The sequence below is a fragment of the Kribbella sp. CA-294648 genome (assembly GCF_050943845.1).
Lineage (GTDB): Bacteria > Actinomycetota > Actinomycetes > Propionibacteriales > Kribbellaceae > Kribbella.
This window is the reverse complement of sequence record NZ_CP191981.1, coordinates 1,950,574-1,976,738: the sequence shown is the minus strand read 5'-3', so window position 1 is coordinate 1,976,738 and position 26,165 is coordinate 1,950,574. Positions and strand designations below refer to the sequence as shown.

At 64.8% G+C, this 26,165-nt stretch carries 25 protein-coding genes and 4 pseudogenes; 13 read left to right on the top strand and 16 right to left on the bottom strand.

Annotated elements, in window-relative coordinates; translation table 11 throughout:
* Nucleotides 1-27 precede the first annotated feature (27 nt).
* A pseudogene (locus tag ACQPYM_RS09610) lies at nt 28-495 on the bottom strand (RNA polymerase sigma factor).
* Between the two features lie 784 nt (nt 496-1,279).
* Nucleotides 1,280-1,672 carry a response regulator transcription factor gene (locus ACQPYM_RS09605; RefSeq protein WP_433023233.1) on the bottom strand — a complete coding sequence of 131 codons (393 nt, stop codon included), beginning with the start codon at nt 1,670-1,672 and terminating at the stop codon, nt 1,280-1,282.
* Between the two features lie 217 nt (nt 1,673-1,889).
* On the opposite strand from ACQPYM_RS09605, the gene ACQPYM_RS09600 reads away from it, so the two are divergent.
* A complete protein-coding gene (locus tag ACQPYM_RS09600; protein WP_433018025.1) occupies nt 1,890-2,123 on the top strand; it encodes a hypothetical protein in 234 nt (77 codons plus the stop codon).
* A 30-nt stretch (nt 2,124-2,153) separates the two neighbouring features.
* Here the strand turns inward: ACQPYM_RS09600 and ACQPYM_RS09595 are convergent, their stop codons facing one another.
* The 4 genes from ACQPYM_RS09595 to ACQPYM_RS09580 all read right to left on the bottom strand — a co-directional run bounded on the left by ACQPYM_RS09595 (nt 2,154) and on the right by ACQPYM_RS09580 (nt 3,942).
* The gene (locus ACQPYM_RS09595) at nt 2,154-2,408 is read right to left on the bottom strand and encodes a hypothetical protein (RefSeq protein WP_433018023.1); all 255 of its coding nucleotides are present in this window, start codon (nt 2,406-2,408) and stop codon (nt 2,154-2,156) included.
* 335 nt (nt 2,409-2,743) lie between these two features.
* Complete coding sequence (locus ACQPYM_RS09590; RefSeq protein WP_433018020.1) at nt 2,744-3,472, bottom strand: hypothetical protein; 729 nt, start codon at nt 3,470-3,472, stop codon at nt 2,744-2,746.
* A 5-nt stretch (nt 3,473-3,477) separates the two neighbouring features.
* Complete coding sequence (locus ACQPYM_RS09585) at nt 3,478-3,783, bottom strand: AAA family ATPase (protein WP_433018017.1); 306 nt, start codon at nt 3,781-3,783, stop codon at nt 3,478-3,480.
* A 9-nt stretch (nt 3,784-3,792) separates the two neighbouring features.
* Nucleotides 3,793-3,942, bottom strand: a complete 150-nt coding sequence (locus tag ACQPYM_RS09580; protein ID WP_433018014.1) for a hypothetical protein — start codon at nt 3,940-3,942, stop codon at nt 3,793-3,795.
* Here ACQPYM_RS09580 and ACQPYM_RS09575 point away from each other — a divergent pair.
* The 3 genes from ACQPYM_RS09575 to ACQPYM_RS09565 all read left to right on the top strand — a co-directional run bounded on the left by ACQPYM_RS09575 (nt 3,931) and on the right by ACQPYM_RS09565 (nt 5,069).
* Nucleotides 3,931-4,404, top strand: a complete 474-nt coding sequence (locus tag ACQPYM_RS09575; RefSeq protein WP_433018011.1) for a sensor histidine kinase — start codon at nt 3,931-3,933, stop codon at nt 4,402-4,404. The two genes, ACQPYM_RS09580 and ACQPYM_RS09575, sit on opposite strands and share 12 nt — an antisense overlap.
* A 197-nt stretch (nt 4,405-4,601) precedes the next feature.
* Complete coding sequence (locus ACQPYM_RS09570) at nt 4,602-4,724, top strand: hypothetical protein (RefSeq protein WP_433018007.1); 123 nt, start codon at nt 4,602-4,604, stop codon at nt 4,722-4,724.
* A 24-nt stretch (nt 4,725-4,748) separates the two neighbouring features.
* Complete coding sequence (locus ACQPYM_RS09565) at nt 4,749-5,069, top strand: helix-turn-helix domain-containing protein (RefSeq protein WP_433018004.1); 321 nt, start codon at nt 4,749-4,751, stop codon at nt 5,067-5,069.
* An 8-nt stretch (nt 5,070-5,077) separates the two neighbouring features.
* On the opposite strand, the gene ACQPYM_RS09560 is transcribed toward ACQPYM_RS09565, so the two are convergent.
* Entirely contained in the window at nt 5,078-5,530 is a 453-nt protein-coding gene (locus ACQPYM_RS09560) for a gamma-glutamylcyclotransferase family protein (protein ID WP_433018001.1), read from the bottom strand.
* Nucleotides 5,511-6,215 (bottom strand): annotated as a pseudogene (locus tag ACQPYM_RS09555) (cupin-like domain-containing protein); the annotation flags it as partial. The gene ACQPYM_RS09560 and the pseudogene ACQPYM_RS09555, both read right to left, overlap by 20 nt.
* A 359-nt stretch (nt 6,216-6,574) precedes the next feature.
* On the opposite strand from ACQPYM_RS09555, the gene istA reads away from it, so the two are divergent.
* From istA to ACQPYM_RS09525, 6 genes and pseudogenes are all read left to right on the top strand, one after another.
* Nucleotides 6,575-7,810 (top strand): IS21 family transposase, encoded by a 1,236-nt coding sequence (gene istA, locus ACQPYM_RS09550; protein WP_433017860.1) that lies wholly within the window; start codon nt 6,575-6,577, stop codon nt 7,808-7,810.
* Nucleotides 7,810-8,610 (top strand): IS21-like element helper ATPase IstB, encoded by an 801-nt coding sequence (istB, locus tag ACQPYM_RS09545; protein WP_433017863.1) that lies wholly within the window; start codon nt 7,810-7,812, stop codon nt 8,608-8,610. The genes istA and istB overlap by 1 nt, the downstream gene beginning before the upstream one ends.
* Before the next feature lie 475 nt (nt 8,611-9,085).
* Nucleotides 9,086-9,199, top strand: a pseudogene (locus ACQPYM_RS09540) (helix-turn-helix domain-containing protein); the annotation flags it as partial.
* Between the two features lie 137 nt (nt 9,200-9,336).
* On the top strand, nt 9,337-9,501 hold the full coding sequence (locus ACQPYM_RS09535) for a hypothetical protein (RefSeq protein WP_433017998.1): 165 nt from the start codon (nt 9,337-9,339) through the stop codon (nt 9,499-9,501).
* A gap of 162 nt (nt 9,502-9,663) precedes the next feature.
* Nucleotides 9,664-10,488, top strand: coding sequence for a hypothetical protein (locus ACQPYM_RS09530; protein WP_433017995.1), 825 nt, complete (start codon nt 9,664-9,666; stop codon nt 10,486-10,488).
* Nucleotides 10,489-10,604: 116 nt separating this feature from the next.
* A complete protein-coding gene (locus ACQPYM_RS09525; RefSeq protein ID WP_433017992.1) occupies nt 10,605-10,808 on the top strand; it encodes a hypothetical protein in 204 nt (67 codons plus the stop codon).
* On the opposite strand, the gene ACQPYM_RS09520 is transcribed toward ACQPYM_RS09525, so the two are convergent.
* The gene (locus ACQPYM_RS09520) at nt 10,798-11,082 is read right to left on the bottom strand and encodes a hypothetical protein (protein WP_433017989.1); all 285 of its coding nucleotides are present in this window, start codon (nt 11,080-11,082) and stop codon (nt 10,798-10,800) included. The genes ACQPYM_RS09525 and ACQPYM_RS09520 overlap by 11 nt on opposite strands.
* A 182-nt stretch (nt 11,083-11,264) precedes the next feature.
* Here ACQPYM_RS09520 and ACQPYM_RS09515 point away from each other — a divergent pair, with 182 nt between their 5' ends.
* Together ACQPYM_RS09515 and ACQPYM_RS09510 are read left to right on the top strand one after the other, a co-directional pair.
* Complete coding sequence (locus ACQPYM_RS09515; RefSeq protein ID WP_433023231.1) at nt 11,265-11,450, top strand: aromatic amino acid lyase; 186 nt, start codon at nt 11,265-11,267, stop codon at nt 11,448-11,450.
* Nucleotides 11,451-11,521: 71 nt separating this feature from the next.
* Nucleotides 11,522-12,115, top strand: coding sequence for an aromatic amino acid lyase (locus ACQPYM_RS09510; RefSeq protein ID WP_433017986.1), 594 nt, complete (start codon nt 11,522-11,524; stop codon nt 12,113-12,115).
* Nucleotides 12,116-12,637: 522 nt separating this feature from the next.
* Here the strand turns inward: ACQPYM_RS09510 and ACQPYM_RS09505 are convergent.
* Complete coding sequence (locus tag ACQPYM_RS09505; RefSeq protein ID WP_433017983.1) at nt 12,638-12,895, bottom strand: WhiB family transcriptional regulator; 258 nt, start codon at nt 12,893-12,895, stop codon at nt 12,638-12,640.
* A 223-nt stretch (nt 12,896-13,118) separates the two neighbouring features.
* Here ACQPYM_RS09505 and ACQPYM_RS09500 point away from each other — a divergent pair.
* Nucleotides 13,119-14,446 (top strand): annotated as a pseudogene (locus tag ACQPYM_RS09500) (IS3 family transposase).
* A gap of 505 nt (nt 14,447-14,951) precedes the next feature.
* On the opposite strand, the gene ACQPYM_RS09495 reads toward ACQPYM_RS09500, so the two are convergent.
* The 6 genes from ACQPYM_RS09495 to ACQPYM_RS09470 all read right to left on the bottom strand — a co-directional run bounded on the left by ACQPYM_RS09495 (nt 14,952) and on the right by ACQPYM_RS09470 (nt 26,047).
* Nucleotides 14,952-15,230: a hypothetical protein gene (locus ACQPYM_RS09495; protein ID WP_433017980.1), complete on the bottom strand. Its 279-nt coding sequence runs from the start codon at nt 15,228-15,230 to the stop codon at nt 14,952-14,954.
* Nucleotides 15,227-21,874: a polymorphic toxin type 17 domain-containing protein gene (locus ACQPYM_RS09490; RefSeq protein ID WP_433017977.1), complete on the bottom strand. Its 6,648-nt coding sequence runs from the start codon at nt 21,872-21,874 to the stop codon at nt 15,227-15,229. The genes ACQPYM_RS09495 and ACQPYM_RS09490 overlap by 4 nt, the downstream gene beginning before the upstream one ends.
* Entirely contained in the window at nt 21,867-22,286 is a 420-nt protein-coding gene (locus ACQPYM_RS09485; RefSeq protein WP_433017974.1) for a DoxX family protein, read from the bottom strand. Before ACQPYM_RS09485 ends, ACQPYM_RS09490 begins: the two co-directional genes overlap by 8 nt.
* Before the next feature lie 894 nt (nt 22,287-23,180).
* Nucleotides 23,181-23,486 (bottom strand): hypothetical protein, encoded by a 306-nt coding sequence (locus ACQPYM_RS09480; RefSeq protein WP_433017971.1) that lies wholly within the window; start codon nt 23,484-23,486, stop codon nt 23,181-23,183.
* Between the two features lie 690 nt (nt 23,487-24,176).
* Nucleotides 24,177-24,551, bottom strand: a complete 375-nt coding sequence (locus ACQPYM_RS09475; protein WP_433017968.1) for a hypothetical protein — start codon at nt 24,549-24,551, stop codon at nt 24,177-24,179.
* Nucleotides 24,548-26,047 (bottom strand): type IV secretory system conjugative DNA transfer family protein, encoded by a 1,500-nt coding sequence (locus ACQPYM_RS09470; protein WP_433023229.1) that lies wholly within the window; start codon nt 26,045-26,047, stop codon nt 24,548-24,550. Before ACQPYM_RS09470 ends, ACQPYM_RS09475 begins: the two co-directional genes overlap by 4 nt.
* Between the last annotated feature and the right edge of the window lie 118 nt (nt 26,048-26,165).

Here is a 26,165-nt window from a genome sequence, read left to right as displayed (position 1 = left end):
CCCTGGTCGAGTCTGGCCGAGCACAGCTCAGAGGCTCAGATCGTCACGAAGATGGGTCAACTTCTGGGCCAAACGCCGTTGGGCTCGCGAGGTCCGGCTCTTCACCGTGCCCAACGCGATCCCCAGCCGGTCCGCTACCTCACTCTGCGAAAGTCCTTCGTGATACGCCAGCCGCAGAACATCTCGCTCGTCCGTCGGCAACTCGTCGAGCGCTCAGCGTACCTGCCAAGTTCGCCAGCAGGCCCCCATCGTCACGCCTTCAACCGACATGACGCGATCCAGTTGCTCTGGCTCGAGCGGCAGTGTCTCGGAGGCGCGGCGTTCGCGACGGAAGACGTCGATCGCGGCGCGCCTGGTGATCGCGTACAGCCAAGGCTGCAGATCGCGCTCCCCATCGAATCGACCTGCGACCTGCCATGCCTGCACGAAAGCTCGCTGCACGGCGTCTGCCGCCAGGTCCCGTTGACCGAGTTGCTTCAACGCGATCGTGAACATCGGCGCGGAGTACTTCCGGTACATCTCCGGCAACGCCGACGGAGCACCGAGCCGGAACCGCTCGCCCAGATTCGCCTCGGTACCGGACAACTCAACCATGAGTTGCCTCGTTCAACCATCCGCTGTCGCCCCATCCAGCACGCACATCGACGCCGCGGCCCCAACTGAAATGTAAACACCACATCGGCGTATCCCCCGCTCCTTCTCGACCCACACTTCGCTGACACGTCGACGATGCGACGTGCCGCGATCTGGTGGCATCTGCAAGCGCTGCCCATTCCCGCTGCGAGGTCCTTGCCTATGCGGAGGTCAGGCATAGGCACAGCGGTCAACCAGCAGTACGCCACCTGCCTGGTTGACGGTTCTCTGTTGGAGGCCGGTCGAGGGCTCATCGGTCTCCGGTGGAGACGACACCACGCAGCACAACTCGTTGGGAGGAGGCCGGCCCTGCACCCTCGGACTGAGTCGTTGCGGGGATCGGCAGATAGGCGGCCGCATCAACTCCCGGGCGGCACTCTCGAGATTCTTCGTTTCAGACGGACCTGCACACCACCAGGCGTGTCGCACCTCCGCTCGCGCACTTGCTCCAGCCGCCAACGGTGAACCCGCCCATGCGACGACATCATTGCTGCTGGCAACGCCTCCACCTGCGAGCCCCCGCAGTACACCAAAAGACTGGTGGCGGTTCGGCTGGCGCCGCGCATGGCGGTCGGCCGATCGGCCGCGTGGGCGTCGATATCGTCGACTGCACGTGCGACACGGACGGGATCCGCGCGGCAAGCGCTCAGGCAGCCGGGATGCGCTGGCCGAGCGAGGGTCGAACGATTCTCATCGAGGCGGTCAACGCGTGAGCGTCTGCGACCCGCGCTCCGCCGGCCACCGGAGACAGCCCCGTTACCTTCGCCGTTGCTATCGCCCCTTGGCGCGATCGAACTCCCAACCTCGCAAGAATTGCAGAGACATGCTGATCTACGGTCCGCACGGAGACGACGAGAGTTCTCGCGATCTCGGCATTGGTCAGCTCCTGAACCAGCAGCTCGAGAACCTCGCTCTGCCGTCGAGTCAGCGACGCATCGATGGCCGGCCCGTCAAGTGTGTTATGGCCTCGGCCAGAGGGCCTTTCGGGCCGTCTCCTAACGAGTCTGACGGCAGCGACTGCGCCGAGTTTCTCGAGCATCGACACCGCTCGCCGCGTCGCACTCGGCGATCCGTCGCAGATGAGCGAGATGGCCTCCTCATAAGGATCGGTGCTGCGCCGCCGGGACATCTGCGCCATGCCGGCTGACTTACCGCGCGAAACCGCCTGGTTTACGATCTCTGTCCCAGCACCGGCAAGAGACAGGTAGCGATGAAGTTAGGCAACCAGATCATCGGAGCTCTTGGGCAGTGCGTCGATGGACACCTTGGCGTGTATCTCCCGGGCAACGTCGGTACTCCCGCTGAGCCAGGCCCACTCCGCGCAGGCGACCGACGAATACAGGATCCCGATCGACGACCTCTGCCGCCACGCGTCGCCACGCTTCAGCGAGGAGTGGCTTCGCAGCATCTACTTCGCCGCGGCGCGCCAGAAGCCTGGCGTAGAAGGCGACGCTGTAGAGCCGCAGCGCTCCGAGATCTCCGGTTGCTGACAGCAACCGACGCAGTCGCCACTCGGCGCCCTACGGATCACCCGAGCGCATGCTGAGCAGCGCCTGATACACCTCGAGCGGAGCGAGGGAACCCAAACCATGCGCTTCAGCGAACCGCCGCCCATCGTCCAGACACTTCTCCAGTTCGTCGATCCTGGCCTGGAGAAACAGAACCTCGGCCAGGTGTGCATAGACCGATACCGCACTGTCGACCTCACCCGAATCAAGGGCCGTACGCAGGGCGTCGCAGATAGCCGACGCCCCGTGGATCGCCCGAGTTCGCAAGGGCAGTCCCGAGGTAGGCCCAGGGCCAGGAGATCCGGTCTTCCGACCGCGGAAGTCAGCCCGCGTGCCCGGTCCAGCATCACAAGGGCCTCTTGCCAGTGCCCCATCTGCACCGGCAACATGCCGCGGTACGTCGACACGACAGCTTCTGCCGTTTCCGATCCCGTCGCCTCTGCGAGTTCCTCAGCCCGGCTCACAGCGGTGAGGGCACCATCGCTATCGCCCGCCGCGAACCGGTACTGCGACAGCCGGACAAGCGAGTCCACAAGAGCCGTGCTCTCGCCCTCACGTTCGAGCAACGAGGCCGTCTCCATCGCTGAGTTCGACCGCCTCGGTCAAGCGTTGCGCCCTCTGGAGGTCGCGGGCATACTCAATTTGGGTCTTCGCACGCGTCGCCGGATCGGTTGGGTGGCCGGCCAGGACTGCTTGAAGCGCCTTCGGTTGAGGTCGATTCGTCTGATCTGCCCGATGCTTCGCTCGACGGCACGCCGTTCCAGCCCCCGCCGGAATTCGACGATGCCTGCGCGGACCGCGATGATTCCGCAGCGCTCCAGCTGGCTGAGGAACCTGAACTGAGGCCCCAGGAGCCTCTCGGCCGACGCGATGTCGACGGCCCTTGGTACGACAGACAGCTGCTCCAAGACGGCCAGGCACTCGGTGCCCAAGAGATGGAGCCTGGCAACAACCGACTCAGCAACTCTGGCCGAGGCGCCGCCGGCGGGATCGGCCAATAGCTCGGTCACATAGAACGGGTTCCCCGCAGTGAGGTGATGCAGGTCGTCCGGGTCCCAGGGAGACCCTTGCGACAGGACGCCCACGGCTGCCGGTGACAGGGGTTCGAGCTCGATCCGCCGAGCACGACCGCTGGCAAGTTCTCCGAGCAGCGCGCGCTGGGAATCACCCAGGTCAGGGACGTCCGAGCGCATGGTGAGTACCAGCGCAACAGACAACCGTTCGAGTCGCCGCGCCAGGTACCGGATGACGTCGACCGAGGCGGAATCCGACCACTGCATGTCCTCCACAACCAAGACCGCCGGGCTGTCACCAGCGAGATCGTTGATCAAGGCATCTAGAGCCTGTTGTGTGACGCTCGACTCAGGGCCTCGGCGACAGCGCTTCCCCGGTAGGCGTCCCGAAGCGGACCAAGCGTCGGCGGTTCTGACATTCGGTCACAGCTACCGGTCAGTATCCGCACATCCTCGCCCATCCTCGTCACCAGGGATCGGACCAGGCTTGTCTTGCCGGCTCCAGCTTGGCCTGTGACCAGCGCGACCGCACCGTTCCCAACGACTGATGCCCTGACGGCATCCAGCAGCTCGGCCAATGGAGCATCTCTCTCCAGTAGCGATGGCGTGACCACCTGGCAGCCAGACATGCCGAGACGTCACGCCCGCGCGCGGTCGAGGTCGACCCCGGGGAGGCGGTTCCGGCGGCGCGCCCCGACGCGGTGTCCGACGGCTACCAGGCCGAGCCCGAGGAGGATCACGGCTGTGACGACAAGGTACTCCGCGGGGAACGTAGCATGCAGCAGCACCTGACGCGATCTGCGTTAGACCGGCTGATGAACCAGGAGATCGACGAACTTGTGGAACATCTGGAGGACACGATCAACGAGCTGCGACGGATCGCACATGGTGTACGGCCCAGCGGCCTGGACGACGGCCTCTCGGTCGCACTGCGGCGGTTGGCGGGAGACAGCTCCGTGCCCGTGAGTCTCAACGTCGACGACATGGATGTCCCGGAGAACGTTGCCAGCGTCATCTATTTCACCGTGGGCGAGGCTCTCACCAACACGATGAAACACGCCCGCGCCAGTCAGATCGTGGTCGACGTCCTTCGCCGTGATGGTCTGGTCAGCGTGGCGATCCGTGACGACGGCGTGGGCGGCGCGCGCGAGGGCTTCGGCCTGACATCGCTCCGGGATCGGATCGCCTCCGTCGGCGGCGAATTCAGCGTCGCCAGCCACCAGGGATCCGTACGACCCTGCAGGCGGTGATCCCGTCCTGCAGGCGGTGATCCCGTGCGAGTCGTGATCGGTGAGGACTCTGCTCTGTTCCGCGAGGGTTTGGCCCGGCTGCTCGCAGAAAACGGGCACGAGGTGGTCTCCTCGGCCGCCGATGCTCATTCCCTGGTTGCCGAGGTGATGGCGAAGACTCCTGTCTCGCCATCATCGACGTGCGGATGCCGCCACGGATGAACGACGACGGCGCTCGCGCTGCGAAGGAACTGCGCGACTGGTCATCGACGTTGCCGATCCTGATGCTTTCGCAGCACGTCGAGACACGCCATATCGTCGACCTGGTCACGGCCGGCTGATTCGGCTATCTCCTGAAAGACCGCGTGCTCCGCGTCTCCGACTTCCTTGATGCCATGCAGCGGGTCGCCGCGGGTGACTCTGCGCTGGATCCGGCCATCGTGGCTGCCTTGATGACCCCGCCGCAGCCGAACGGTCCTCTCGCGGCGCTGACCGAACGCGAACGCGAGGTATTGGCTCTTGCCGCGGAGGGCCTGACCAATGCGGCGATCGCTGCGCGGCTGTTCGTCGCGGAGCGAACCGTCGAGACCCGGGTCCGCACGATCTTCCAGATGCTGCAGCTACCGGAAACACCGGACAGCAACAGACGAGTGCTGGCCGTCCTCACCTACCTCACGGCCTCCTGACCCGGCTGCTACGGGCGCACGACTGACGGAAGTTGTCCGGTAGGCAGTCCGAGGCGTTGCATCGTGGCGATGAGAAGCTCCGCGTAGTCCGGATTCGCTTCGCCTTCCCCGGGAGGACTCACCAAGTTGCAACACAGAGCGGGGACGAAGTCCCCGCTCTGTGTTCGAGCCAGCACGGGCTCAGCCCGATAGGTCCGTAGCTCCCCTTGATACAGGAGGTCCAGCTCGTCGTGGGTCAACGCGTAGACGATGCCCCACGCCTGCGCGCCCGCGTACCGGAGGAGAGTGGCCTGCGTTCCGATCCGCAAGGAGTAGCCCGTGACGGAGGCAGGTCGCGGATCACGCGGCTGAACGCCGCGATCGATCAGCACATCAGGGTCCATGTAGAGCCCATAGAAGAACACGTTGACAAGCCTTCGCCTCGAGTTGTCACCTTCGGGCTCAATCGAATCGGCTTTCATCGGGACCTCCCACGATAATCATGCGCCATCTACCAGTACGGCCCGACCTCGCCTGCTGGTTCAGATCAGCAGTTGCGCCACTACGACCGGCTTGAGCGGCGTGATCGAACGCGGGCGATCTTCTTGCCTGCCGGGCGACGAATGGCATGGCTTGCACGAACTCGGGGAAGTATCGCGTGTTCTTCCATGGCGAGGCGAGCCAGATGTAGTTCATCGACACGTTGTGCTCGGCTGTCGATTCGACATGATGCCAGTAGAACGCCGGGATGTAGAGCAACTCTCCGGCGTGCAGCTCGAACTCGATCGGCCGGACATGCTTCCAGCGTGGGAAGGCCGACATGTCGGGTGCCATCGGATCGACCTTGCTGAACATCGGGGCCTTGGTGTGGACTCCGTGCGGATAGAAGTTCTTCAGCCCGGGGCGGAAGCACAACCAGCGTTTGCTGCCCTCCATCATCCAGTGAAGTACCTCGACCGGGTCATAGTGGAGCGGCGTGACAAGCCCGTTCCCGCTGACCCAGAGCCTCGTCCGAACGATTGCGGTGTTTCGGAGATATCTCGGCACCTCGTAGCTCGAGCGAAACGAGGGCAGGTTGCGGACGTCATCCTGTAGGTAGGTGCGTAGGCCTCGCTCTCGATCCGTGCGCGAAACTCCCCGAAAGAGATTCGGTCGAAATTCGGACGAGCGTCGGGATCCTGCGGAGTGTTCCTCGGCGGCCGCCGGTCGACCTCGACGCGATGCCTGCCGATCGCGTTCTGAAGATCGTCGAGAGAGTACGAGTTGCCCCGCGAGAGTTCGCGCGAGACGCCGGTAATCACCACAGCCTGCTTGCCTTCACCGCGCGCTGGAACTCGCTTTGGGTCGGGCGGTGAAGGCGTAGCACACGGTCAGCGGTTCGCGCAGTACTCATCAAGCGTTCTTTCCCGAGTGATGTGTTCAGGCCGTCGTCGGTGTCGACGGCACGTGGAAACTGACCCCCAGGCGGCAACTGAAAACTGACCCCGTCCGAGACGCTGGCCTCAGACGAGGTCAGGAGGAAGCCGGTGCTGACTGTGGAGGATTGGGCTGAGATTCGGCGGCTTCATCGGTCCGAGGGGATGCCGATCAAGGTGATCGCTCGGGCGATGGGGTGTTCGAAGAATACGGTGAGGCAGGCGCTGCGCAGCGATGGTGCGCCTCGGTACGTGCGTGCGGCGCGGGGCTCGGTGGTCGACGAGGTGGAACCGCGGATTCGGGAGTTGTTGCGGGCGTGGCCGACGATGCCGGCGACGGTCGTCGCGGAGCGGATCGGGTGGCAGCACTCGATCCGGATTCTGCGGGACCGGGTCAGCGACCTGCGGCCGGCGTATCTGCCGCCCGATCCTGCGTCGCGAACGACGTATCTCCCGGGCGAGTTGGTGCAGTGTGATTTCTGGTTCCCGGAGGTGAACTTGCCGGTGGGGTTCGGCCAGACCAGGTCGCCGATGCAGCTGCCGGTGCTGGTGATGGCGTCGGGCTACTCGCGCTGGCTGTCGGCGCAACTGCTGCCGTCGCGGGCGGCCGAGGATCTGTTCGCCGGCTGGTGGGCGCTGCTCGAGCGGCTCGGTGGTGTTCCCAAGGTGCTGGTCTGGGACGGCGAGGGGGCGATCGGCAGGTGGCGCCGTGGCGCTGCGGAGCTGACCGGTGATTGCCAGGCGTTCCGCGGCACGCTGGGCGCCAAAGTGATCGTTTGCAAGCCCGCCGACCCTGAGGCCAAAGGGCTGATCGAGCGCGCCAACGGCTACCTGGAGACCTCGTTCCTGCCGGGCCGGACTTTCGCCGGTCCGGACGACTTCAACGCCCAACTGGTCGGCTGGCTGCCGAAGGCGAATGCCCGCCGGATGCGGGTGCTGGGCTGCTCACCAGGCGATCGGGTCGAGGCGGACCGGGCCGCGATGCTCAGCCTGCCACCGGTCGCACCGGTGACCGGGTGGCGCAGGTCGCAGCGGCTGCCGCGGGACTACTACGTCCGGGTGGACTCCAACGACTACTCGGTGCACCCGAAGGTGGTCGGCCGGAGGATCGAGATCGTTGCCGACCTGGACCGGGTGCGGGTGTTCTGCCAAGGCAGCATCGTGGCCGACCATCAACGCTGCTGGGCCTACCACCAGTCGATCACCGACACCGCCCATGCCCAGGCCGCGACCGCGTTGCGGCACGACCGGTTCACCGTCATCACCCCGGCAGCGGCGACCGAGGTGGAGCAGCGGCCGCTGACCGACTACGACAACGCCTTCGGGCTGGACCAGCAGGTGATGTGATGCCACCCCGCACCAAAGCCACACCGATCAAGAACCTGACCGCCGAGATCGCCTACCTGACCAGGGCGTTAAAGGCACCTACCCTGCGCGATTCGGTGGACCGGCTGGCCGAACGAGCCCGCGCTGAATCCTGGACCCACGAGGAATACCTGGTCGCCTGCCTCCAACGAGAGGTCGCCGCCCGCGACGCCCACGGCGGCGAAGGCCGGATCAGGTCGGCGAGGTTCCCAGCCCGCAAAAGCCTGGAGGAGTTCGACTTCGACCACGCCCGCGGCCTGGCCCGCGACCTGATCGCCCACCTGGGCACCCTCGACTTCGTCACCGCGAAAGAGAACGTCGTCTTCCTCGGCCCGCCCGGCACCGGCAAAACCCACCTGGCCATCGGCCTCGGCATCCGCGCCTGCCAAGCAGGACACCGGGTCCTGTTCGCCACCGCCTCCGGCTGGGTCGCCCGGCTCGCCGATGCCCACCACGCCGGCCGCCTGCAAGACGAACTCGTCCGGCTCGCCCGCTACCCACTACTCATCATCGATGAGGTCGGCTACATCCCCTTCGAGCCCGAAGCAGCGAACCTGTTCTTCCAACTCGTCTCGTCCCGCTACGAACGCGCCTCGCTGATCGTCACCAGCAACAAACCCTTCGGCCGCTGGGGCGAAGTCTTCGGCGATGACGTTGTCGCCGCCGCCATGATCGACAGACTCGTCCACCACGCCGACGTCGTCGCACTCAAAGGCGATTCCTACCGACTCAAGAACCGAGACCTCGGCCGCGTCCCAGCCGCCAACACAGACGAACCATGACCACCAAGGGGTCAACTTTCAACCGCCGCCAGGGGGTCAGTTTTCAGCTGCCGTTGACAGTCGGGTGAAATGCACACGGGCACCGGTCCCCCGAGAACTCGTGCCGGCAGCGTCATGCTGAACCCCCCGCCTCGACTGTCACCGGCAGCTGAATGTTGATCAGCTGGCGGCAAGGTGGTTTCTATTGACGGTTGCAACACTTCGTCCTGGATTGGGAGGTTGTGTTGCGTCTCGTCGTGTGAAGAAGGAGCCGGTCGTCGGCCGCTGTCAGACAAGCGTGAGCGATTCATGGAGCTGCGTGGTCGTGGGTGGAGCATCTTGGCCGCGGCCCGCGAGGTCGGTGTGTTGAGGACCACGGGAAACAACTGGTCGCGTGGCTACAAGACCTATCGCAAGGGCCATGTCATCGGTTTTCGTTGCTGCCCTCGACCGGCTCGCAGTGCGGCAGGTCAGCTTGCGGTTCCTTTCGGAATAGGAGCGGATCGAGCTCGCGGATCTGCGCCAGGCTGGTCTGAGCATCCGCGAGATCGCGAAGCGGCTAGGTCGGTCGCCGTCGACGATTTCGCGGGAGCTGCGCCCAACAGCAGCAGAGGCGGCAGTCATCGGCCGTTCGATGCGCACCGTCAGGCCACCGCTCGCAGGGCCCGGCGGCATCGCCGTCGGCTCACCTGTGTCAAAGGAGTCGGTGAGGTCTGGATCGCGCCTCAGGGGCGGATCATGCGTGACATGTCGGAGAACACCGCAACCGGGATCGGCAACTGCATGGTCCACGCCAGCACCGAAACCGAGCGTCGTCAGGTGATGGACACGGTGGTCGCCACGGTCAGGGAGCTCCATCAGCGCACAGCCGCGTCCGAACCCCCAGTCGCCGAAGGAGACGTGCCACGATGAAGGTGCTGGTTGCCACCTGCATCGATCTCTTCGAACGCACCGATCCGCGGGCCTGGACCCAGCGAGTGTTCTGGTTCGCCGAAAAGGGTGACGTCGTGATTCGGTCCCGACAATCCGGATCAGGCCTTCGTAGACCATGTCGGGAAGGTCAAAGGAACCGACATGGCCAGGGTGAAGGTCTTCGTCAGCCCGGAGGGTCGTTTCGGCCGGCGGCAGATCGATCCGCTCACCCTGCTCGACAGCGGATTCGTACGCTCCGTGGCGGACCACCTCGAGGGTGAGACGGAGCTGTTCGCTCTCTTCCCATCGGCTCAGCTGAGCGAGTTCGGGGCGAAGCTGGGACTCACCCACAGCATTCCAGGTGCTGCGTACTTCGAACAAGGCGGGACCGCATTGGCCAACAGCAAGGCGGTGTTCCGGGCCGTGGCTGCTGGAGCGGGCGTTCCGACCTCTCCGGGGGCCGTGTGCCAGACCGCGGCGGAAGCCGCCAACGCCATGCAGAGGTTGATCGACCAAGGGCATGACGTGATGGTGAAGAAGGCACAGCACGGAGGCGCGGCCGGAAACGAAATCGTTCTCCGGACCGGCAGCCCGGTTCCCACGAACATCGGTGGACGGCACGTCCATCGCCTCACCGGACCGGATGCTGTCGGCCGATACTGGGACGAACGCTGGGAGTGGGCATCCGCAGGTGGTACCTATCCCGCCATCGTTGAGGGTCTCCTCGACGTCATCGCGAGCTGCTATGCCGAGTACGAGGTGACCGACTGCGGCGTCGAGTTGGCCGGTACGGGACGCCTGTCATACATGGACAGAATGCTGATGTCCGACACTTTGACACCTGCGCCCACCGAAGCGGACCCCCACCATCCACTCGTCGCCGGGGCTGGGGCGCTTGCTCGTTCCTATCAAGCACTGGGCTACCGCGGGTACCTCTGCGCGGACGCCGTGGCCACGGTGAACGGGAAATCCTGTTCACCGAAGTGAATGCCAGGACAACCACCTCCACGCACCTCTACAGCGTTGTCAGAGACCGCCTGCTGGGACAGGCGGCGCCTTCGCGCACCATCCGGCAGATCGCCGCGAGCGAGAACTGGAGATCCGTGACAACCGACGATTTCCTGACCGCGGTCGAGGCGGCCGGACTCGGGTACGACGACGGTGAACGAGTGGGCCTGCTGATGACGATGCCTGTGCCCGTGTCTGCAGGTGGCGGGAACGGCGGGTTTCTGTACGTCCTCATCTGTCATGGTGAGGAAGACGAGGAGGTGTTCTCCGCGAGACTGGAAGAACTGTTCAGAACGTAGGCTCGTAGTGCGGATCTCCGAGGTGGGTGAGCAGGTCGGCCAACCGGCGTCGGGCTCGGTCGGTGCGGCTTTTCACAGTGCCCAGGGCGAGGTTGAGTATGTTGGCGATCTCGGTTTGTGAACCGCTGAGCCACCCCCTGAAGGGATCGGAGAACGCCCTCTTCATTGTCGCGGCGGCCTCCGCCCCTGGTTGGCGCGGACCCGTGCTCCTCGTGGCTCCCCTTGACCTCGCGTCGGCGTCCGCAGGCTCCACGTACGACGAGTTCTTCTCCAAGCGATGCAGCTTTGCCGGTCGGTGCTCCGGACGCCGTTGCCGAAGTGACCGCTCGTCTGGCAGGGGCCCGCCGTCCTCTGGTGGTCGTCGGGGCGGCCTGCCGAGAGTTCGCGGGCGATGTGCAGGAGTTCGTCGAGACCCTGCGACTTCCCTTTGTGACCGCGGGTCCCTTACGCCTCGAGATGCCGACCGCGGCGCGCACGGCCGTCGTGGACTGCCACGAGTTCGTCACCCGGAAAGCCTCGAGCGGGGAGCCGATCTACGGCATCACGACCGGCTACGGGGCACTGGTAGAGCACGCCGGCAACGAGGACCCCCCGAGAACGAGGCCGGGGACTCATCGACTTCCTCACCGCAGGGCAAGGTGAGGCTTTGCCCCCAACAGTCGCCCGGGGGATGCTGCTCGCCCGGCTGCTCGGGCTTGCCCGAGCAGCCGGGAGTGTCCTTGCAGGTCGTGGACGCCCTCGCCGCGTTCTTGGAAACACCGTTGGCGCCCGTGGTCCCGGAGTACGGCTCGGTCGGGGCCAGCGGTGACCTGGTGCCGCTGGCGCACGCGATACAGGCCCTCGCGGGCCGTGGTGAGGTCCTCCTCGAGGGCGAACGGATCTCCGCTGCGGTCGGGCTGCGCCTCATGGGTCTGAACACTATGCGGTTGACGGGACGGGATGCACTGGCTTTGGTCAACGGCACCGCGTTGACGGCAGCAGCCTCTGCCCTGGCGGTGGCCCAGGCCAAGCGTTCTGCCCTGGCCGCGCTCTACCTGACCGCGGGACTCGTCGAGGTGCTCGGCGCGGCGCCTGCGTTCGCCGATGATCGCCTGACAGCTGCCAGCGGCCATGCCGGTGTTCGGTGGGCCGCGCGGCGGCTCCGCGAACTCCTTGCCCGCGGGCGGGTGTGCCCGCAAAGGCCGCTGCAGACCAACTTACGCGTGGACGCATCCGGCGACGTTCGCCGGAGCCGCACATGCTCGAAGGAAACGCTGTTGGCCGACGTGACCACCAATTGCAGGCGACGTGATGCAGAACGGTGGTAGGGGTCTGTGGCGCGACGTGAAGGAAACCGTGTCAGCGGTTGTGGCCGCAACGGGCCGTCCTGGGTGTGATTCTCGTCGTCAATCTTGTGTCCTCCCGCGATGACAGGGAGGGCTGACTGTTGGTGAACCTCCTGACCAGGCCTGCCGCGGCGACTTCCTCGCACATCGGAGGGAGGTGCGACCGCTGCCCACGCGGGGGGAGAGTGGACAGCGGCCGCGGCGGAGAGTCATCTACACCGCTGGGGCCAGTGCGGCCGGATGACTCGTAAGGCGTGGATCTCCGATATCGTTTCGTCGGATGGCCGCTCATTCTTCGACCGGAATCCCGTCTTGCCGAGCAATACGCATCGTGGCTGACGTTCGGTTCCTGCGGGCCGGGCCCTCAGTAAAGCCGTCTTGGGTCACGCCTGCCGGGGCAACACATCTCGAGGTGCGCGAACAACGGCGGGCGCCCGGAACACCCAGTCGCCGGAGCAGAACCGGCTTGCCCTGCCCGCCTCGAGGGCGACTCCTGAGTCGGTGTCAGGTGCCCGTGGCGGTTGTCCGCTGTCTCCGGGTCCGTCGCCGAAGGGCGTCTCGCTCGTCGGGGCTGAGCCCGCCCCAGACACCATGGTCCTGGCCGATCCTCAAGGCCCAATCGAGACATTCGGCGCGAACGTCACATCGATGACAGACTGCTTTTGCCTCGTCGATCTGCTGATACGCGGCATCGCTGCTGCCGATCGGGAAGAACAGGTCAGCCTCCTCGCTCAGGCAGGCTGCACGATGACGCCAATCCATGGCGGAGTCCTAACTCTACGAAGCGGCTCTGGCCGCGCGATGGCCGTACCAGTCGTTACAAGTACGGATGAATCGCATCGATGACAGGCGCCCCAGGACGCGATTCCTCTGTCATTACGCGACGAACCCAGCTTCAGATCGCGCCAAGCGGTCGCGCGTCGTGCAGCCTCGTTGAACCACCTCGGGTTTGATGCACACCTCCTTCGTTGGGAAGGTGGCAGTCATGCCGAGGAAGTATGACGAGCAGACCAAGGCCAAGGCGGTCCGGTTGGTGACCGAGCACCGTGGCGATTACGCCAGCGAGGGGGAGGCGATTAGTACGGTCGCGGGCCGGTTGGGGATGACGCCGGAGACGCTGCGCAGGTGGGTTCGTCAGACCGCGGTCGACGCCGGTGAGGTCGATGGGGTGTCGACGGTCCAGGCGCGGGGGATCCGGGAGTAGAAGCGGAAGAACGCCGAGCTGGAGCAGACGATAGAGATCCTCAAGGCGACGAGTTTCTTCGTGCGGGAGAGCGACCCGCGACAGCGGTGATCTGCCGGTTCATCGCCGAGCACAAGGCCCGGTTCGGGTCGCTTCGATCTGCCGTGCGCTGACCGGGCACGGCTGCCAGATCGCCCCGAGAACCTACTACGCCTGGGTCGGGCGGGCGCCGTCGAAACGTGGCTTGTGGGAGGTGGCGGTGACCGAGGTGTTGGCCGGGTACAACGAACCCGACCGGGACGGCCGCCGGCCGCCGGAGTCGCTCTACGGATCGCTGAAGATGTGGGCCCACCTGCAACGCGACGGCATCCAGGTCGCGCGCTGCACCGTTGAGCGGCTGATGAAGGCGAACGGCTGCGGGGGTGCGACCAGGACCAAGAAGGTCCGCACCACGACACCGGACCCGTCCGCGACCCGAGCTCCGGACCTGGTCGAGCGGCAGTTCCGGGTGCCGGCACCGAACCGGCTCCTGGTCGCCGACTTCACCTACGTGCGCCTGGTGACCGGCGCGTTCGCCTACACAGCCTTCGTCATCGACGCCTTCGCCGGACGGATCGTCGGCTGGGACTGCTCGAGGTCCAAGCACACCGCCTTCGTCGAACGCGCCATTTCCCAAGTCGCGGCACTCCGCGCGAGGCAGGGTAAATCGCTGAACACCCTACAAAACAGGGTGATTCATCACTCCGATGCCGGGTCTCAATATACGTCGGTGCACCTCGCTGAAACCCTGCACCTGCATGGTCTCAGCCCGTCGATCGGGTCGGGCGGTGACGCCTACGACAACGCGCTGGCCGAGACCACCATCGGGCTCTACAAGACCGAATGCATCCGCGACGACTCACCGTTCCGGCGCGGACCCCTGACCGGCCTCAGCCACCTCGAGACCATCACCGCCAACTGGGTCCACTGGTACAACACCCAGCCGGCTCATGCACCGCCGCGACCGACGCCCACCCGCCGAGGCCGCCAGTGACGACCGACCGGTCGCACTCACACAACCGAGGGTGCATCAAACCCGGGACGGTTCACTAGCGATCAAACTGCAGGAAAAGTCGATACTCATGCGATAGGACATCGCGATGTCTTATCGCATGGGCCCGTCGATGACTACGGCTTGCTGTCCAGCCGCTAATACCGGGCGACACTCCGGAGCCATCGCAACGCTCTCTTAAGACGTAGTCACACTTCGGCGAGCCCAGCGGCGCACTCAGGCCGTCGATCCGAGAACACCACATCTGGACTAGTACTACGCATGCCGCCAGATCACCGGATCACGGGGATCGGCGTGAACGGGCAATCGGGACAACTCGGGGTGGCCTGGACCCCCGTGGGCTCGCCTGAGCACGCCTGACTCGAATGGAACGGCTCGACGACATCCGCCGAACGCGGCGCAGCAGAACGAGATGCTTCGCCTGTCAACTCATCCAAGAGGCCGACCGCGAACTCACACCTGCGGACTCCCTCAATGGCAGCCGTCGCGACCAATAGAGTCCGTCCGATCAAATCAGATCGGTTCAAATACACGCCGGTGTGGCGAAGACTTCACTTCCACCACACCGGCGTCGAAGAGCAGACTCAATCGACCAGATCGCCGCGTCCTTCTTCGTCAACTACGATCCGCATGGTCGTGCCGTCGAATATCGACTTGCGATCAACGAATCTGCCGAGCGAGACAAGTTCCGCCTTCGGGAGGATCACCACCTCGCCAAGTTCCAAGAACATCACCGTCACACAGGCCGTTCCAGCAAAACCCGTCGCCGAACCGAGCACCACTCCGCATTTTCCGGCATAGTCGACGAATTCGGACAGCGCATGAACTCGCACCTCTTCGAGAAACCTCACTGCATCAGTCACTTATGCGTAATCCGGCCATCGAGAGAAACGTTTGCATGGGTGCCGTCCCGAGTCAATGGTCCGAGCTGGCTACGGCCGGTCGAACTGAGTTGAACATCCCACTCGAAGGCCTGGCCTTTCGTCCGACTAGGCCCTCTGACCCACTCATTCCCAAAAGCGTCCCAGTACCCGTTCTGCGGACCTCTTGGCAATGGCTGCGCCGGGTTGTAATTCTTCGGGGCAATGTAGCGGATCTTGCCTTCGATCGGGAGTCCAGCTTCCTTGAGGCGACCCTTCAGGCTGAAACCTCGCGCTGCAACCTTGGCCTCCGCCTTGCTCGCTTGCCTGGCGGCCTTGGCTGCTCGCTGTGCAGCCTTGACCTCTGCCCTGGCCACGTACTTGCTCTCCGCCGCTAAGAAGCGGACGGCCATGCGGACGATGCCTGCGGCCGGAACTCCCGCCTCGAGGTGCTCAAGGCCGGTCTCCGGATCGATATCAGGTGCGCTGAGCTCCCGCCATCCTTGATATGCAGGAGTAACTTCAAGAACCGTCGACAGGGAGGCGTAAGCAAACTTGGCCCAGTCGATCAGCGAAGGGCTCTCCAGCTTCGGCCCGACGACGGCGATCTCGTCTCCGATATAGCTGGCGGTGCAGTTGCCTGCGGCGTCACACACCGGACCGCTTTCCCAATACCCGTCAGCGACCTTGTGGCTCGTTCCGGGCTCTGATAGTCGGACCGAAGAGGTCGCATCGGCCGCCCTGTCGCTACCGTCCTCCCGGTTGAGGCTCGGGCGGCTGCTGTCGGCGACGGCCTCAGCTGGTCGTCCATGAGTGATGTGGATGCGGCCGATTTGGTAGTTGACGCCGCGGCCTGGGTTTCCGGACCCGCCTGGTGTTGAGCCGAAGATATTTCCGCCTGCGCCGTCGCAGCCGAACTCGAGGATGCCGCCGGCGCAGATTTGGTAGCCGGTGGGGTCGGTGTATTTGTGGGGGTTGTTGCCGACGTAGGTGTAGCGGTTCCAGGCTTGGGAGGGGTTGGCTCCGTCGACGTTGGGGTCGGGGGTGGTGAAGCGGGCCAGGGTGGGGTCGTAGATGCGTCCCTTCATGTTGACGAGGCCGAGTTCGCGGTCGTCTTCGTGTCCGGTGAAGCCCTGTTCGAGGGTTTCGGGCTGGATCCCGGTGGTGTAGCCGGCGTCGCTGGTGCGCCAGTCGGGGTTGCGGGCCAGTCCGTAGGTGTCGTAGGAGCGGTTCTCCTCGACTTTGGCTTTGTAGCCGGTGGTGGCGTTGTGGCTGGTGACCAGGCTGGTCGAGCCGAGCCGGTCGGTGTGGTTGTAGAGCGTCGGATTCTTGAGCACGACCGACGCGCCGGCCGGTTGGGTGTAGCGCAGGGTCGCGCTGCCGGTCCCGCCACCAGCGACGAGCAACCGGTGCTCGGTCTTGGTGGCGGTTGTGTGCCGCTCGTAGAGACCGGGCAGGTAGGTCGTGGTGATGTTCCTGGTGGTCTTGCGGACACGCTGACCCGAACCGTCGTAGAGGAACTCCGCGGTCGTGCCACCGGTGGTGTTGGTCATCTTCGACGGCAGGTCGAAGTCGTTGTAGGCGACGGCGGTATTGGGCCGCTTTGTTTGGCGTCCGATGGCGTCGTACCCGTACGAGCGGCCGCCGAAGATGCCGCCGGTGATCGAGGTGACCTGGGTCGGTTTGTTCTGGTCGTAGGTATAGGTCCCCCGGCGCTTGCTGGTGCTGATGTTGCCGAGCTTGTCGTAATCCCATTTGTCGGCCAGGACGATGGTCTGCGGCTGACCGGGGTTCTGGTAGCTGTTGGTTGCGGTCGAGACCCGGTCGAGCGGGTCGTGAGTAAAGGTCTCCATAACCGGCGGCTGGGCCGGGTTATGCCGGCTCCGGGTCCGCAGGTTGCCGACCGGGTCGTAGGTGTAGTGCTCGGCTTGCAGTTGCGCCGACGGTTCAGCGTCCGTCACGTTGGTGCGGTTGGTGATCGACGTTGCCCGGTTCATCTGGTCGAACACCGTGGTGGTGGTGACCCCGTCACCGGATTCCTCCGTGGTGAGCCGGTCACGGTCATCGGTCTGCCTCGCGGTCCACAACACGCCCGCGACACCGGCCGGCTCGAGGGTGCGCACCTTCTCCAGGCGTCCGTTGCTGGCGGCGTAGTCGTAAACAACCTTTACCGCGGCGCTCTGACCAGGCAGCTTCGGGTATCGAACGCCAGTGGTGCGGTCGAAGGCGTCGTACTCGAACGACGCCGACAATGTCTCAGTCTGGGCGCCCAGGATCGTGCTAGCCACCGATTCGCGGCGATGGAGGGTGTCGTACGTGTAGCCGGTCTTGACGGTGCGGTTGGTGCCACCGGTCAGATCAGTCAACTCCATGCTGATCAACTGGCCCCTGCTGGTACCAGGTGTGCCGTCGCCGTCGTAGACGTTCGTGCGAACGCTGGTCACGGTGCCGTTGGTGGTGGTTGTCGCGGTAGTCGCTCGGCCGAGTACGTCGTAGTCGGTGATGGTCACCCGCCCCAGCGCATCGGTGCTGCGGACCGGTTCGCCGAAGGCGTTGTGGCCGATGGTGGTGGTGCCGCGTTCGGCGTCCGTGCTAGTCAGCACGTTGCCGAGATCGTCGTACGTGAAGGTGCTACGACTGGCAGGCACCCCTTCGGTCTCCGAGTTGAGCAAGGTGCCGAACGCACCGAAGCTGTAGATCCTCGACGCCGCCTTCGCCGACCCAGCACCGTCAGTGATCCGAACTGTCTGACCGCGCTGGTCGACACTCGAGATCCTGACATTGCCACGAGCATCGGTCTGGGTCGTCTCCAGCCCGTTGTAGGCCCACGACGTAATCTGGTTGTCGGGTGTCCTCTGGTGGCGGATCCGTCCGGTGTCGTCGTACGCAGTGACCGTCCGGGTGATCGCAGCCGTCGACCCGACCGTGACCGGATCGGTGTGCTGGGTCAGGTTGCCGGCAGCCTCATAGGTGTTCTCGGACTGGCGAACCTTGCCGTCAAAGCCCTTGAACCGGTCGAACTTGACTCGCCCGAACCGGTCCAGCACCGATTCGCGCATCGCACCCGAACCGTCGGTGACGGTGATCTTGGGCAGGATCTCGCCGCCAACAGGCTCCGTGCCATAGGCAGTCGTCTGTTCCGCGCCACTGGGGGCGCGGACCTTGCGCACACGCCCCAAGGTGTCGTAGGTCACGTCGGTACGTAGATCGTTGATGTCGACCGCGACCTTCGGCACGCCGAGAATGGGGTCATAACCGATCCGCGACACTTGACCGGCACCGTTCATCACGGCATGCGGGAAACCCAACGGGTCGGTGACCGCGGTGGACTCGCGCACCTTCCCAGTGGTCATGTCCTCGGCGCGAACCCGATTTACGCCACCCGAGGCGTCGTATCCGTAGTCGACCGCGAGCACCTGGCCGGACGACGAACTCGGCCCGTAGGTCTTTTGCTGCTTGACCCGCACGTGCCCCGCATCGTAAGAGAATTCCTCCGTGCGCGTCTGCGCCGGCGGTGGCGGACCCAAGAACGGCGTGTTCTGATCAGTCACCGTGATCTTCTTCGGCCGGTTCACCAACCAGTTCCCGAGATCCACATCGGGCACCATCGTCGTCGAAGTGGTGGAGTCCGGCATTGCGCCGGTCCCGGTCTTTTGCGATTCGCTCGTGACATTGCCGTAGATATCGACGACGTTGACAAAGCGATGCGACTGCCGCAGGGGACTCCTGCCCTGGGCATCGAATTGTGTCGGCGACCACGTGGTCAAGCAGCACATAGATGCGAACTCGTAGGACCGCTGCTGGGTCATCGAGACGTAGTGGAAGAAGCTTCCGCCGGGCGTGAGCTTCTTGCCCCAGCCCAGCGTGGTCCGCTCCAGGGACTGTTTGCCAGCGGGCAGCGCGCGAATCACCCACCGCTCGTCCAGCCGCGGGTCGGCCTGCCGCGTGGTGTTGGTGAAGAAGGAACGCTCGATCGTGGCACCGTCACGTCCGGGCACGGAAGTCGTGACACTCTGCTCGGCGAATCCGAGAAACTCCCGGAACATTCTGTCATAGCGTCCGTCGCGGTACCTGTAGGCAGAACTCGTCTGCTGGTTCAGGGAATCTGTCCCGGCATCGCGCATGACCCGGTGCACCACGTAACGGTCGCCGTCGCCGCGCGAGCAGCTCACATGCTGGGTCTGTCCGCACGAACCAGGCTTGTAGACACCCGCATCGGTCGTCGGCGCATACGTCACGCTGACCGTCGGCTTCGGCTGCGTCGAGCCAGTCGGAGACTGGTTGCCCTCACGGATCTCGGTCAACAAATCCGGCTTCGCGTTACTGCCCGAACCCGCATGGGTGTAAAGCATCAACCTGGTCGGGTCATCGTTGGTGTCCGGGTTGTCAACCAGCACTACATCATCCAGACCATCACCATTCGCGTCCACCGTCCGGACACCCTGCACCGCCAACACCGCGGCCGAACGCTGCGCAAAACCGATCGGCGTCGCCGACTTCACAAACACCAACCCACCACCAGCCGAAAAGGCGGGACGAACCAGCTCCATCCCGTCATAGTTCGGAGAATTCAGGGCCTGCTTCGGAATCAGCAGGTCGTGACGGCCGTCACCATCGGCATCCACAACCTCCGAGACCGGCAAACCATCAACCGGCAACGAAACCCCCATCGGCTGAGGATCAGCAAAACCACGACCAGTATTCAGCCAGTAATACAACTTCGTGTCCGGTCCTCCACTCCCGCCATTGGTGACGACGTCAGCCAGACCATCGCCATTCAGATCCAAAACCTTCATATCCAACTTAAAAGCGTCCGAGTGAAAGGCTCCAGCGACCGGATGCGGCAGCGACGGCCTCGCCACATCCAGCACCCCAGCCTTCTGGAGTGACCGCCGATAAACCACCTCGTCGCGACCGTCGCCATCCACATCAAGGACGATGACGTCCCGCGGGCTCAGCCCGCTAAGCACACCACCGGGGCCCAGGTGGATCGGCGCACTGAACGCCAACTTCTCCGGATTCTGCGGATCAGTACCCAACACACCAACCAGCCCAGAACGGTGCCGCCACGACCAGATGAACCCACCGGCCTGAGCCTGGTTGTACTCAAGCACATCCTGGTACCCGTCACCGTCGAAATCACCGAACATCCCACCATGAGCACGACCGTCAACCGTGCTGCCGTTAGTCAAACCACCGAAATAGCTCGTCCGGGCCCGCAACGGCGCACTCAGATCATCCCGAGACAGCCACGGCCGCCAATCAATGTTCTGCGGCTCCCGCGGCAACAAATCAACCCTGCCATCAAGGTCGAAATCGAACGGATACCCCGTCACCTTCGTATTCGCACCGGTCGACCCAGCAGTCACATGTCTCAAGTAGCGGCCCGGACCATTCGTAACCGACTCCGCCCTCAAATAACGCCAGCCATCCTCCTCCGGCCACGCCAGATCCGTCCGCCCATCACCATTCAGATCCGCCGACACCAACTGACTGTCCTCCGTCGACGGCACCAACGACTGCGTCGGCGACAACTGCTCCACCCCGGCATCGAACCCGACACCACCCAGCGACCACTTAAACAACGTCGGACGCCGACACTCCGTATCGACCGCGCCACACTCGGTGATTCGCTCCAGCTTGCTGACCTTTGTCGACCCCAGGTTCTGATACACCAACTTGTATTGCCGGGCCTGCTTCCAGCCACCCGCATCGATACTCATCGTCACCGACCGCAACCGCTGCAAACCCTCACGTCGAATCCCGTACTGGAACCCGAAGGCCGGATCCGGTCGTGTCTCGTAGCCGAAAACAACTCGACGATCCAGCTTTCCCAGACCGCCGTATTCGATCGACGACAACCAGCGCTCGATTTCCGAACCTCCGCCAACGCGCGACTGGTAGTTGTAGCGAATCAGGCCGCCCGACCGGTTCACTGCCTGGGCCACCGACCACGTCACGGCGACTTGGTTGCCACCGACCTGGACGTACGTCGTCGAACCGTCGGTTCCGAAGGTTTCCTTCACCCCGTCAGGCGATTCAACCGTGAATGAGGCCGGACCCTCAGCCCCCGTCCCAGCCGGCCGCAACGAAAAGACCCGTCGCTGCGTGTCCGGAACTGTCCGGTACTCGGTGTGATTGGCGCCGTAGATGCCGACGACTGCCTTCAGCCGCAGACCATCGAGACAGAACCGGTCATCATCGTCGAAGCGCGGACCCTCCGATCTCGCGTCGAACCCGATGTTCTTCGCGCACCGAGTGATCTTGGATAGCCCACCAAGGGAAAACCCCACACCGACCTGACCGTCGCCGGCCTCGCTGCTGTAATTCAAGGACAGACCAGGCTGGAAGCCGCCACGCCCAGGCACGACGCGCAGCGGCACGGAGTAGTTCGCAGATCCCCTTTCTGATACAGAGAACTCGCCCCGGGTCGAATCCGTCACCTCGCCGGCTGCCGTCGTCGCCGATGGGTTGGCTACCGCGGCAGCGTCATACGACGGCAAGGGCAACGGGCCGGATTCCGCCGCGACGGCGGCGGTGCCTTGCGCACCAGGTACTACCGACAACGACAACATGGCGCCGATGGCGAGAAGCGCGGCTCTTGTCGATCGCCGCGAGGTCCACTGAGGCATCCAGCGTTTACGCATCAAAAAGCCCTTCAGACGGAGGGAACAAAGGCGGAAAGACAACTCGCCGGTCGGAGCTGGTATATCGGCGTCGTTGAGTAAAGTTGTCAGGCGGCTCGGACGGCCAGCACGGCGGGCGAGAGCGCGCCGAGAACGATGACCGTGAGAAGTCCAGCGAGTCCGTCGCCGCGATGCGGCACAACGCGGCTCCGGTCATCAGCGCCACCAGGCCGAAGCCCGCGGCCCCACCGAGCAATCGGAGAAAAGATGCCGGCGACCAGTCCCAGACTGCTGCCGACTCAAGCAAGGCGATGACGGTCGCCAGCCACTTGCCGACTCTAACCTTGGCCATCGCGTCGACAGAGAGCCGCACGTTGATCAGCGCCCCGAATGCGCGGGCGCCCACGCCCAACGCCAGGACAGTGGACAGCATGCTGTAGAGCATGGTCGTGTCACTCTCGACGACGAGCCGGTCTTCTCCATGACCTGCAGTACGACGATGCAGCGGCCGCCGGTTCACGGGCGTGAGAGCGCACAGTGTGATCACGGCATCAGCAGAAGATGGCCGCCGAGCCGTCCTTGCTCGAGTGCCGGTGGGCGGCCAGCACTTGTGAGCGAATAGGTGCCGCTCCGCTCCCCCGCGGCGTCAGTTCACCGCGGGAAATTCATAGCCGTCGACGAGACACTTACGGTCGGTTGCGTCCAAACCGTGCTCGCAGAGATGCCGCGTGCCCGGGGGCTCAGCACCGGCCGCCAGCGTGACGAATTAGCCGTCGTCGACGACGGCCAAGAGCGCAGGCTCATGGACGGCCGCGGCGTCGATCACGCCATCGGCTCCGCCCGGCCCGCAATCTCGGCCGCGGCCGGTCCGAGCTCGGCGTCACGGGGATGAAGTAGTGCGCTCCGAGTCCGTCCAGGATCGATCAATCCTCGGCTGTCGTTCGTCCCGATGTCCCGGATGCCTTGATGGACGGCCAGCTCGACGGTTTAGCCCCCGCCGCAGCCAGCGGCGGCCGTGATCAGCACAGTCTGCCCAGGTCGCAGTACCCAGCCGACGCCTTCGTCCCCTGGCTCGAAGCCGTGTGCGTCGGCGCGCAACCGACGACCGGACCACCCGCACTCCGGCCGAGGGCATGATGCACGTTCGGATCTCGGAGGAGCCCGTGAGGTGACTCTGCCCGGGTGTCGATGTCCACCGGCCTGACCGGAGCAGCTTCAAACATTCACGAGCATCTCGTGCGGAGCCGGCCGAGGGAACATCCGTCGGTGACGTCCAGGGCCTCAAGGGCTCCGAAGGTCCGAACGGCAACTGCTCGCATGCTCGTCCTCACGAGTTCTCCGATCGCAGAACGATGTGACCAAGCAGGACGAAGAGCACCATCCAGTCGGCGATGACGAGTTGGCCGCGGACGAAGGCGTCGACCCATATCGGCATCATCGGCACGAGTACGTAGAGCCCGACTACGATCGGCACGTGGCGATGCACCCGATCCACATCCCCGCCCAGGGATTCCGCAATGCCTGCGAGCATCGCGAACAGGCCGATGGCGAGCCAGGACAGACCGTAGGCGGCGCCGATCGTCGCGGTGTCGGTAACGACGATGGCACCGCCTCCAGCACGGCTAGGGACCATACCGGCGTACGTCGAGCTTTGTCACCCGCTTGCAGGACTGCCGCTGGCGATTGAACTTGCGGTTGCGCAGTGGCGACTGCTCTCCCCCATAGCGCTGCTGGATCGGCTGGAGTCCGAAAGAGCAGGGCTGCGGGCGCTCGTGATCTGCCGGAGCGGAAGCGGACCATGCAAGGTTACGGGCTGCTCGATGCCGGTCAGGAGCGGCTGTCACGCTGCTGCGGTTCCGTGGTGGGGGACGCTGGAGACCGTCGAGGCGGTTGCGGAGGATGGCGGTGACATTGCCTCTGGCAACGTCCTTGGGATCTGCAGGAGCTTGCCGAGCACTCGCTGATCCGAGTCCGGGTCGATCGGCTCGAGCCGGTCGCGCAGATCGCCCGGAGTCTGCTCCTTGGTGAGCGCACGGCGCGGATCGGGCGGGCGCACTCTCGGATCTGCGAGGATCCCGCCAAGGAGGCGGCGGCTGGGGACGAGTAGGCCTCCACTCCAACCACTCGACCTGGTCCAGCGTCTCAGGTTCATCGCTCAGAGCCAGATCACCGCTTTGGCTCGCGGGCTACTGGAAAGACATCACGCTCCCGCAGATGCCCATGGGTCAGGCGTCCTCACCTTTCGCGATATGCCGTGGGAAGCGTCGTGCGGGACGGTGCGGTGGCGATCAAGGGGCCGACAGGTTCGCTGGTTTGGATCAGGTCAGCTAGGCGGATGTTCCGGTCTGTGGGTGGTTCGGGAGCAGCCGAGGGTTGAGCTCCAGTCTCGGAGGCGGCGGATGGCTAGGGTGAGGTCGCGGTGGAAGCTCATGGGGTCTGAGGGGGCTGAGTCTTCGAGGTAGCAGGCCTCCCAGAAGGTTCTGAGGGCGGAGAGTTCTTCGATGAGGGCTCCGTGGTCTGGCCAGCAGGGTGGGATGACTTTGTGGTCGAGGCGGTAGCGGTCGGTGGCCCAGTCGACCCAGCTGGCTAGGCGTTTCAGTTCGTCGCGTGTTTCGGTGGGGTCGAGGTCGCGCCAGCAGACGACGTACGGGTCGTTGGGTGGTGTCAGACCGAGCGCTTGGGTGAGGTCGTCGGTCATGTGGTCTCGAGGATGCTTTCGCGGATCTGGTCGGCGTCTGGGCGGTCGGTCCATCGGGTCATCTGCAGGAGGATTGGTGGGGCTGTGCGGGCGAGTAGTACGCCGGTGCCGAAAGGCAGGGTGCGGATGACGTCGGGTGGGAGGATCGGTAGTCGGCGGGTGCTGGTGGAGATGGTTCGGGCTCCGTCTGCTCCGCGGCTCCAGTTGCGCAGCTCCTCGTCTCGTTCGCCGCAGACTGCGCTGAGGTCTTGCAGGTCTCGGGTTTGAGCGGAGCCGCCGAGGATGAGGCGGAGGGTGGCTGCGTCCCACATGGCTGCCGCGGCTTGTTCACCCCAGCGTTCGCGGGCTTGTGCGAGGGATTGGATGACGACGAGGGTGGAAATGCCGGTGCCTCCGCCGTCTGCCATGAGGGATGGGAGGGACGGTACGGCGCAGAGGTTGGCGATCTCGTCGAGCACGAGGGCGAGCGGGGGTTCGAGCCGGCCGCCGGGATTCTTGGCGGCTAGTTGGCGGGCTGATTCGGTGATGTCCTCGAGGAGGGCGGCGATGAACGACGAGGTCGCGCTGGCTCCGGCGCCGGTGCCGAGGAGATAGATGGTGCCCTTCGCTCGGATGAATTCGCTGGGGTCTAGCCCCTCCCCTGGTGGTGGGTCGAAGGCCTTGCGGACGGCAGGGTCGGCCAGCGCTGACAGGGCCGAGCGGACGCCGGCCCAGATGGCGTCGCGGGTTCGGCTTTCCATTCGGACGATGCCGTCCAGGGTGTCGCCCCAGCCTTCGGCGGCGATCGTGGATTGGTTGAGGATGGTGACGGCTTCGATGGCTGAGGCTGGCTCGAGGCCCCAGCGGTAGAGCTGGCCGATGCCGGTGTCGTCGATCGCCGCGGCGTGCAGCAGGCCGCGGAGGGCCATCTCGGTTTGGCCGTGCCAGAACGCGCCGTCGGAGACTCCGCCTTTCGCGAAGCCGGCGCCGGCCGCGAGACCGCTGGCTCTGACCATTGCGGTGGTGGGGTTTTCGCAGCCTCGGACCGGGGACCATCGGATTCCTTCTGCCTTTGATAGTCCTTGGGGATCGAAGACGGCCACTGGGCCGGTCTTTCGGCGGAGGGCGAGTGTTGCGACCAGGTTGTCGGGGCGGGTGGAGGTCGTGACGACGGCGCCAGGTGCGTCGATGATGGAGCCGATGATCTGGTGCAGGCCTTTGCCGGAGCGCGGTGGTCCGACGACGATCAATGAGTCCTCGACCGATGCCCAGCATTCTCGTCCTCGTGAATTCCCGAGCAGTGTGCCGACTTCGGATGGTGAGTTGCTTGGCGCAAGTGGCCGAGCCGACCGTCCGCGGCGTATGACCTGGTGGCGTCCCACTGCCGCTTCCACGTCGGCCTTGGTAGCCAGGCCCGGCCGTCGTGCAATGGCGCGACTTCGGCTGGTGGTACCTGCTCTGCGTCGGAGAACGAAGTGGCCGATGACGAGGCCACACAGGACTGGCCCTCCGATCATCAGACTCAGGACTGCCCAGTACGTCGTGGGCGGCAGCTCGCTGCGTTCCAGACCGAAGGCGTCGGCCGGGTTGCCGGGATCAAGCAACACGTCTAGGGCGTCGATCCACTCGGTTTCA

What these genes read in the sequence shown, in the direction of transcription:
- ACQPYM_RS09605 (WP_433023233.1), bottom strand. Translation starts at nt 1,672, where the DNA reads ATGCTCGAGAAACTCGGCGCAGTCGCTGCCGTCAGACTCGTTAGGAGA.
- ACQPYM_RS09600 (WP_433018025.1), top strand. Translation starts at nt 1,890, where the DNA reads ATGGACACCTTGGCGTGTATCTCCCGGGCAACGTCGGTACTCCCGCTG.
- ACQPYM_RS09585 (WP_433018017.1), bottom strand. Translation starts at nt 3,783, where the DNA reads ATGTCTGGCTGCCAGGTGGTCACGCCATCGCTACTGGAGAGAGATGCT.
- ACQPYM_RS09575 (WP_433018011.1), top strand. Translation starts at nt 3,931, where the DNA reads ATGCAGCAGCACCTGACGCGATCTGCGTTAGACCGGCTGATGAACCAG.
- ACQPYM_RS09570 (WP_433018007.1), top strand. Translation starts at nt 4,602, where the DNA reads ATGAACGACGACGGCGCTCGCGCTGCGAAGGAACTGCGCGACTGGTCA.
- ACQPYM_RS09560 (WP_433018001.1), bottom strand. Translation starts at nt 5,530, where the DNA reads ATGAAAGCCGATTCGATTGAGCCCGAAGGTGACAACTCGAGGCGAAGG.
- istB (WP_433017863.1), top strand. Translation starts at nt 7,810, where the DNA reads ATGCCACCCCGCACCAAAGCCACACCGATCAAGAACCTGACCGCCGAG.
- ACQPYM_RS09535 (WP_433017998.1), top strand. Translation starts at nt 9,337, where the DNA reads ATGTCGGAGAACACCGCAACCGGGATCGGCAACTGCATGGTCCACGCC.
- ACQPYM_RS09530 (WP_433017995.1), top strand. Translation starts at nt 9,664, where the DNA reads ATGGCCAGGGTGAAGGTCTTCGTCAGCCCGGAGGGTCGTTTCGGCCGG.
- ACQPYM_RS09515 (WP_433023231.1), top strand. Translation starts at nt 11,265, where the DNA reads ATGCCGACCGCGGCGCGCACGGCCGTCGTGGACTGCCACGAGTTCGTC.
- ACQPYM_RS09505 (WP_433017983.1), bottom strand. Translation starts at nt 12,895, where the DNA reads ATGGATTGGCGTCATCGTGCAGCCTGCCTGAGCGAGGAGGCTGACCTG.
- ACQPYM_RS09490 (WP_433017977.1), bottom strand. Translation starts at nt 21,874, where the DNA reads ATGCGTAAACGCTGGATGCCTCAGTGGACCTCGCGGCGATCGACAAGA.
- ACQPYM_RS09485 (WP_433017974.1), bottom strand. Translation starts at nt 22,286, where the DNA reads ATGCTGTCCACTGTCCTGGCGTTGGGCGTGGGCGCCCGCGCATTCGGG.
- ACQPYM_RS09480 (WP_433017971.1), bottom strand. Translation starts at nt 23,486, where the DNA reads ATGGTCCCTAGCCGTGCTGGAGGCGGTGCCATCGTCGTTACCGACACC.
- ACQPYM_RS09475 (WP_433017968.1), bottom strand. Translation starts at nt 24,551, where the DNA reads ATGACCGACGACCTCACCCAAGCGCTCGGTCTGACACCACCCAACGAC.
- ACQPYM_RS09470 (WP_433023229.1), bottom strand. Translation starts at nt 26,047, where the DNA reads ATGATCGGAGGGCCAGTCCTGTGTGGCCTCGTCATCGGCCACTTCGTT.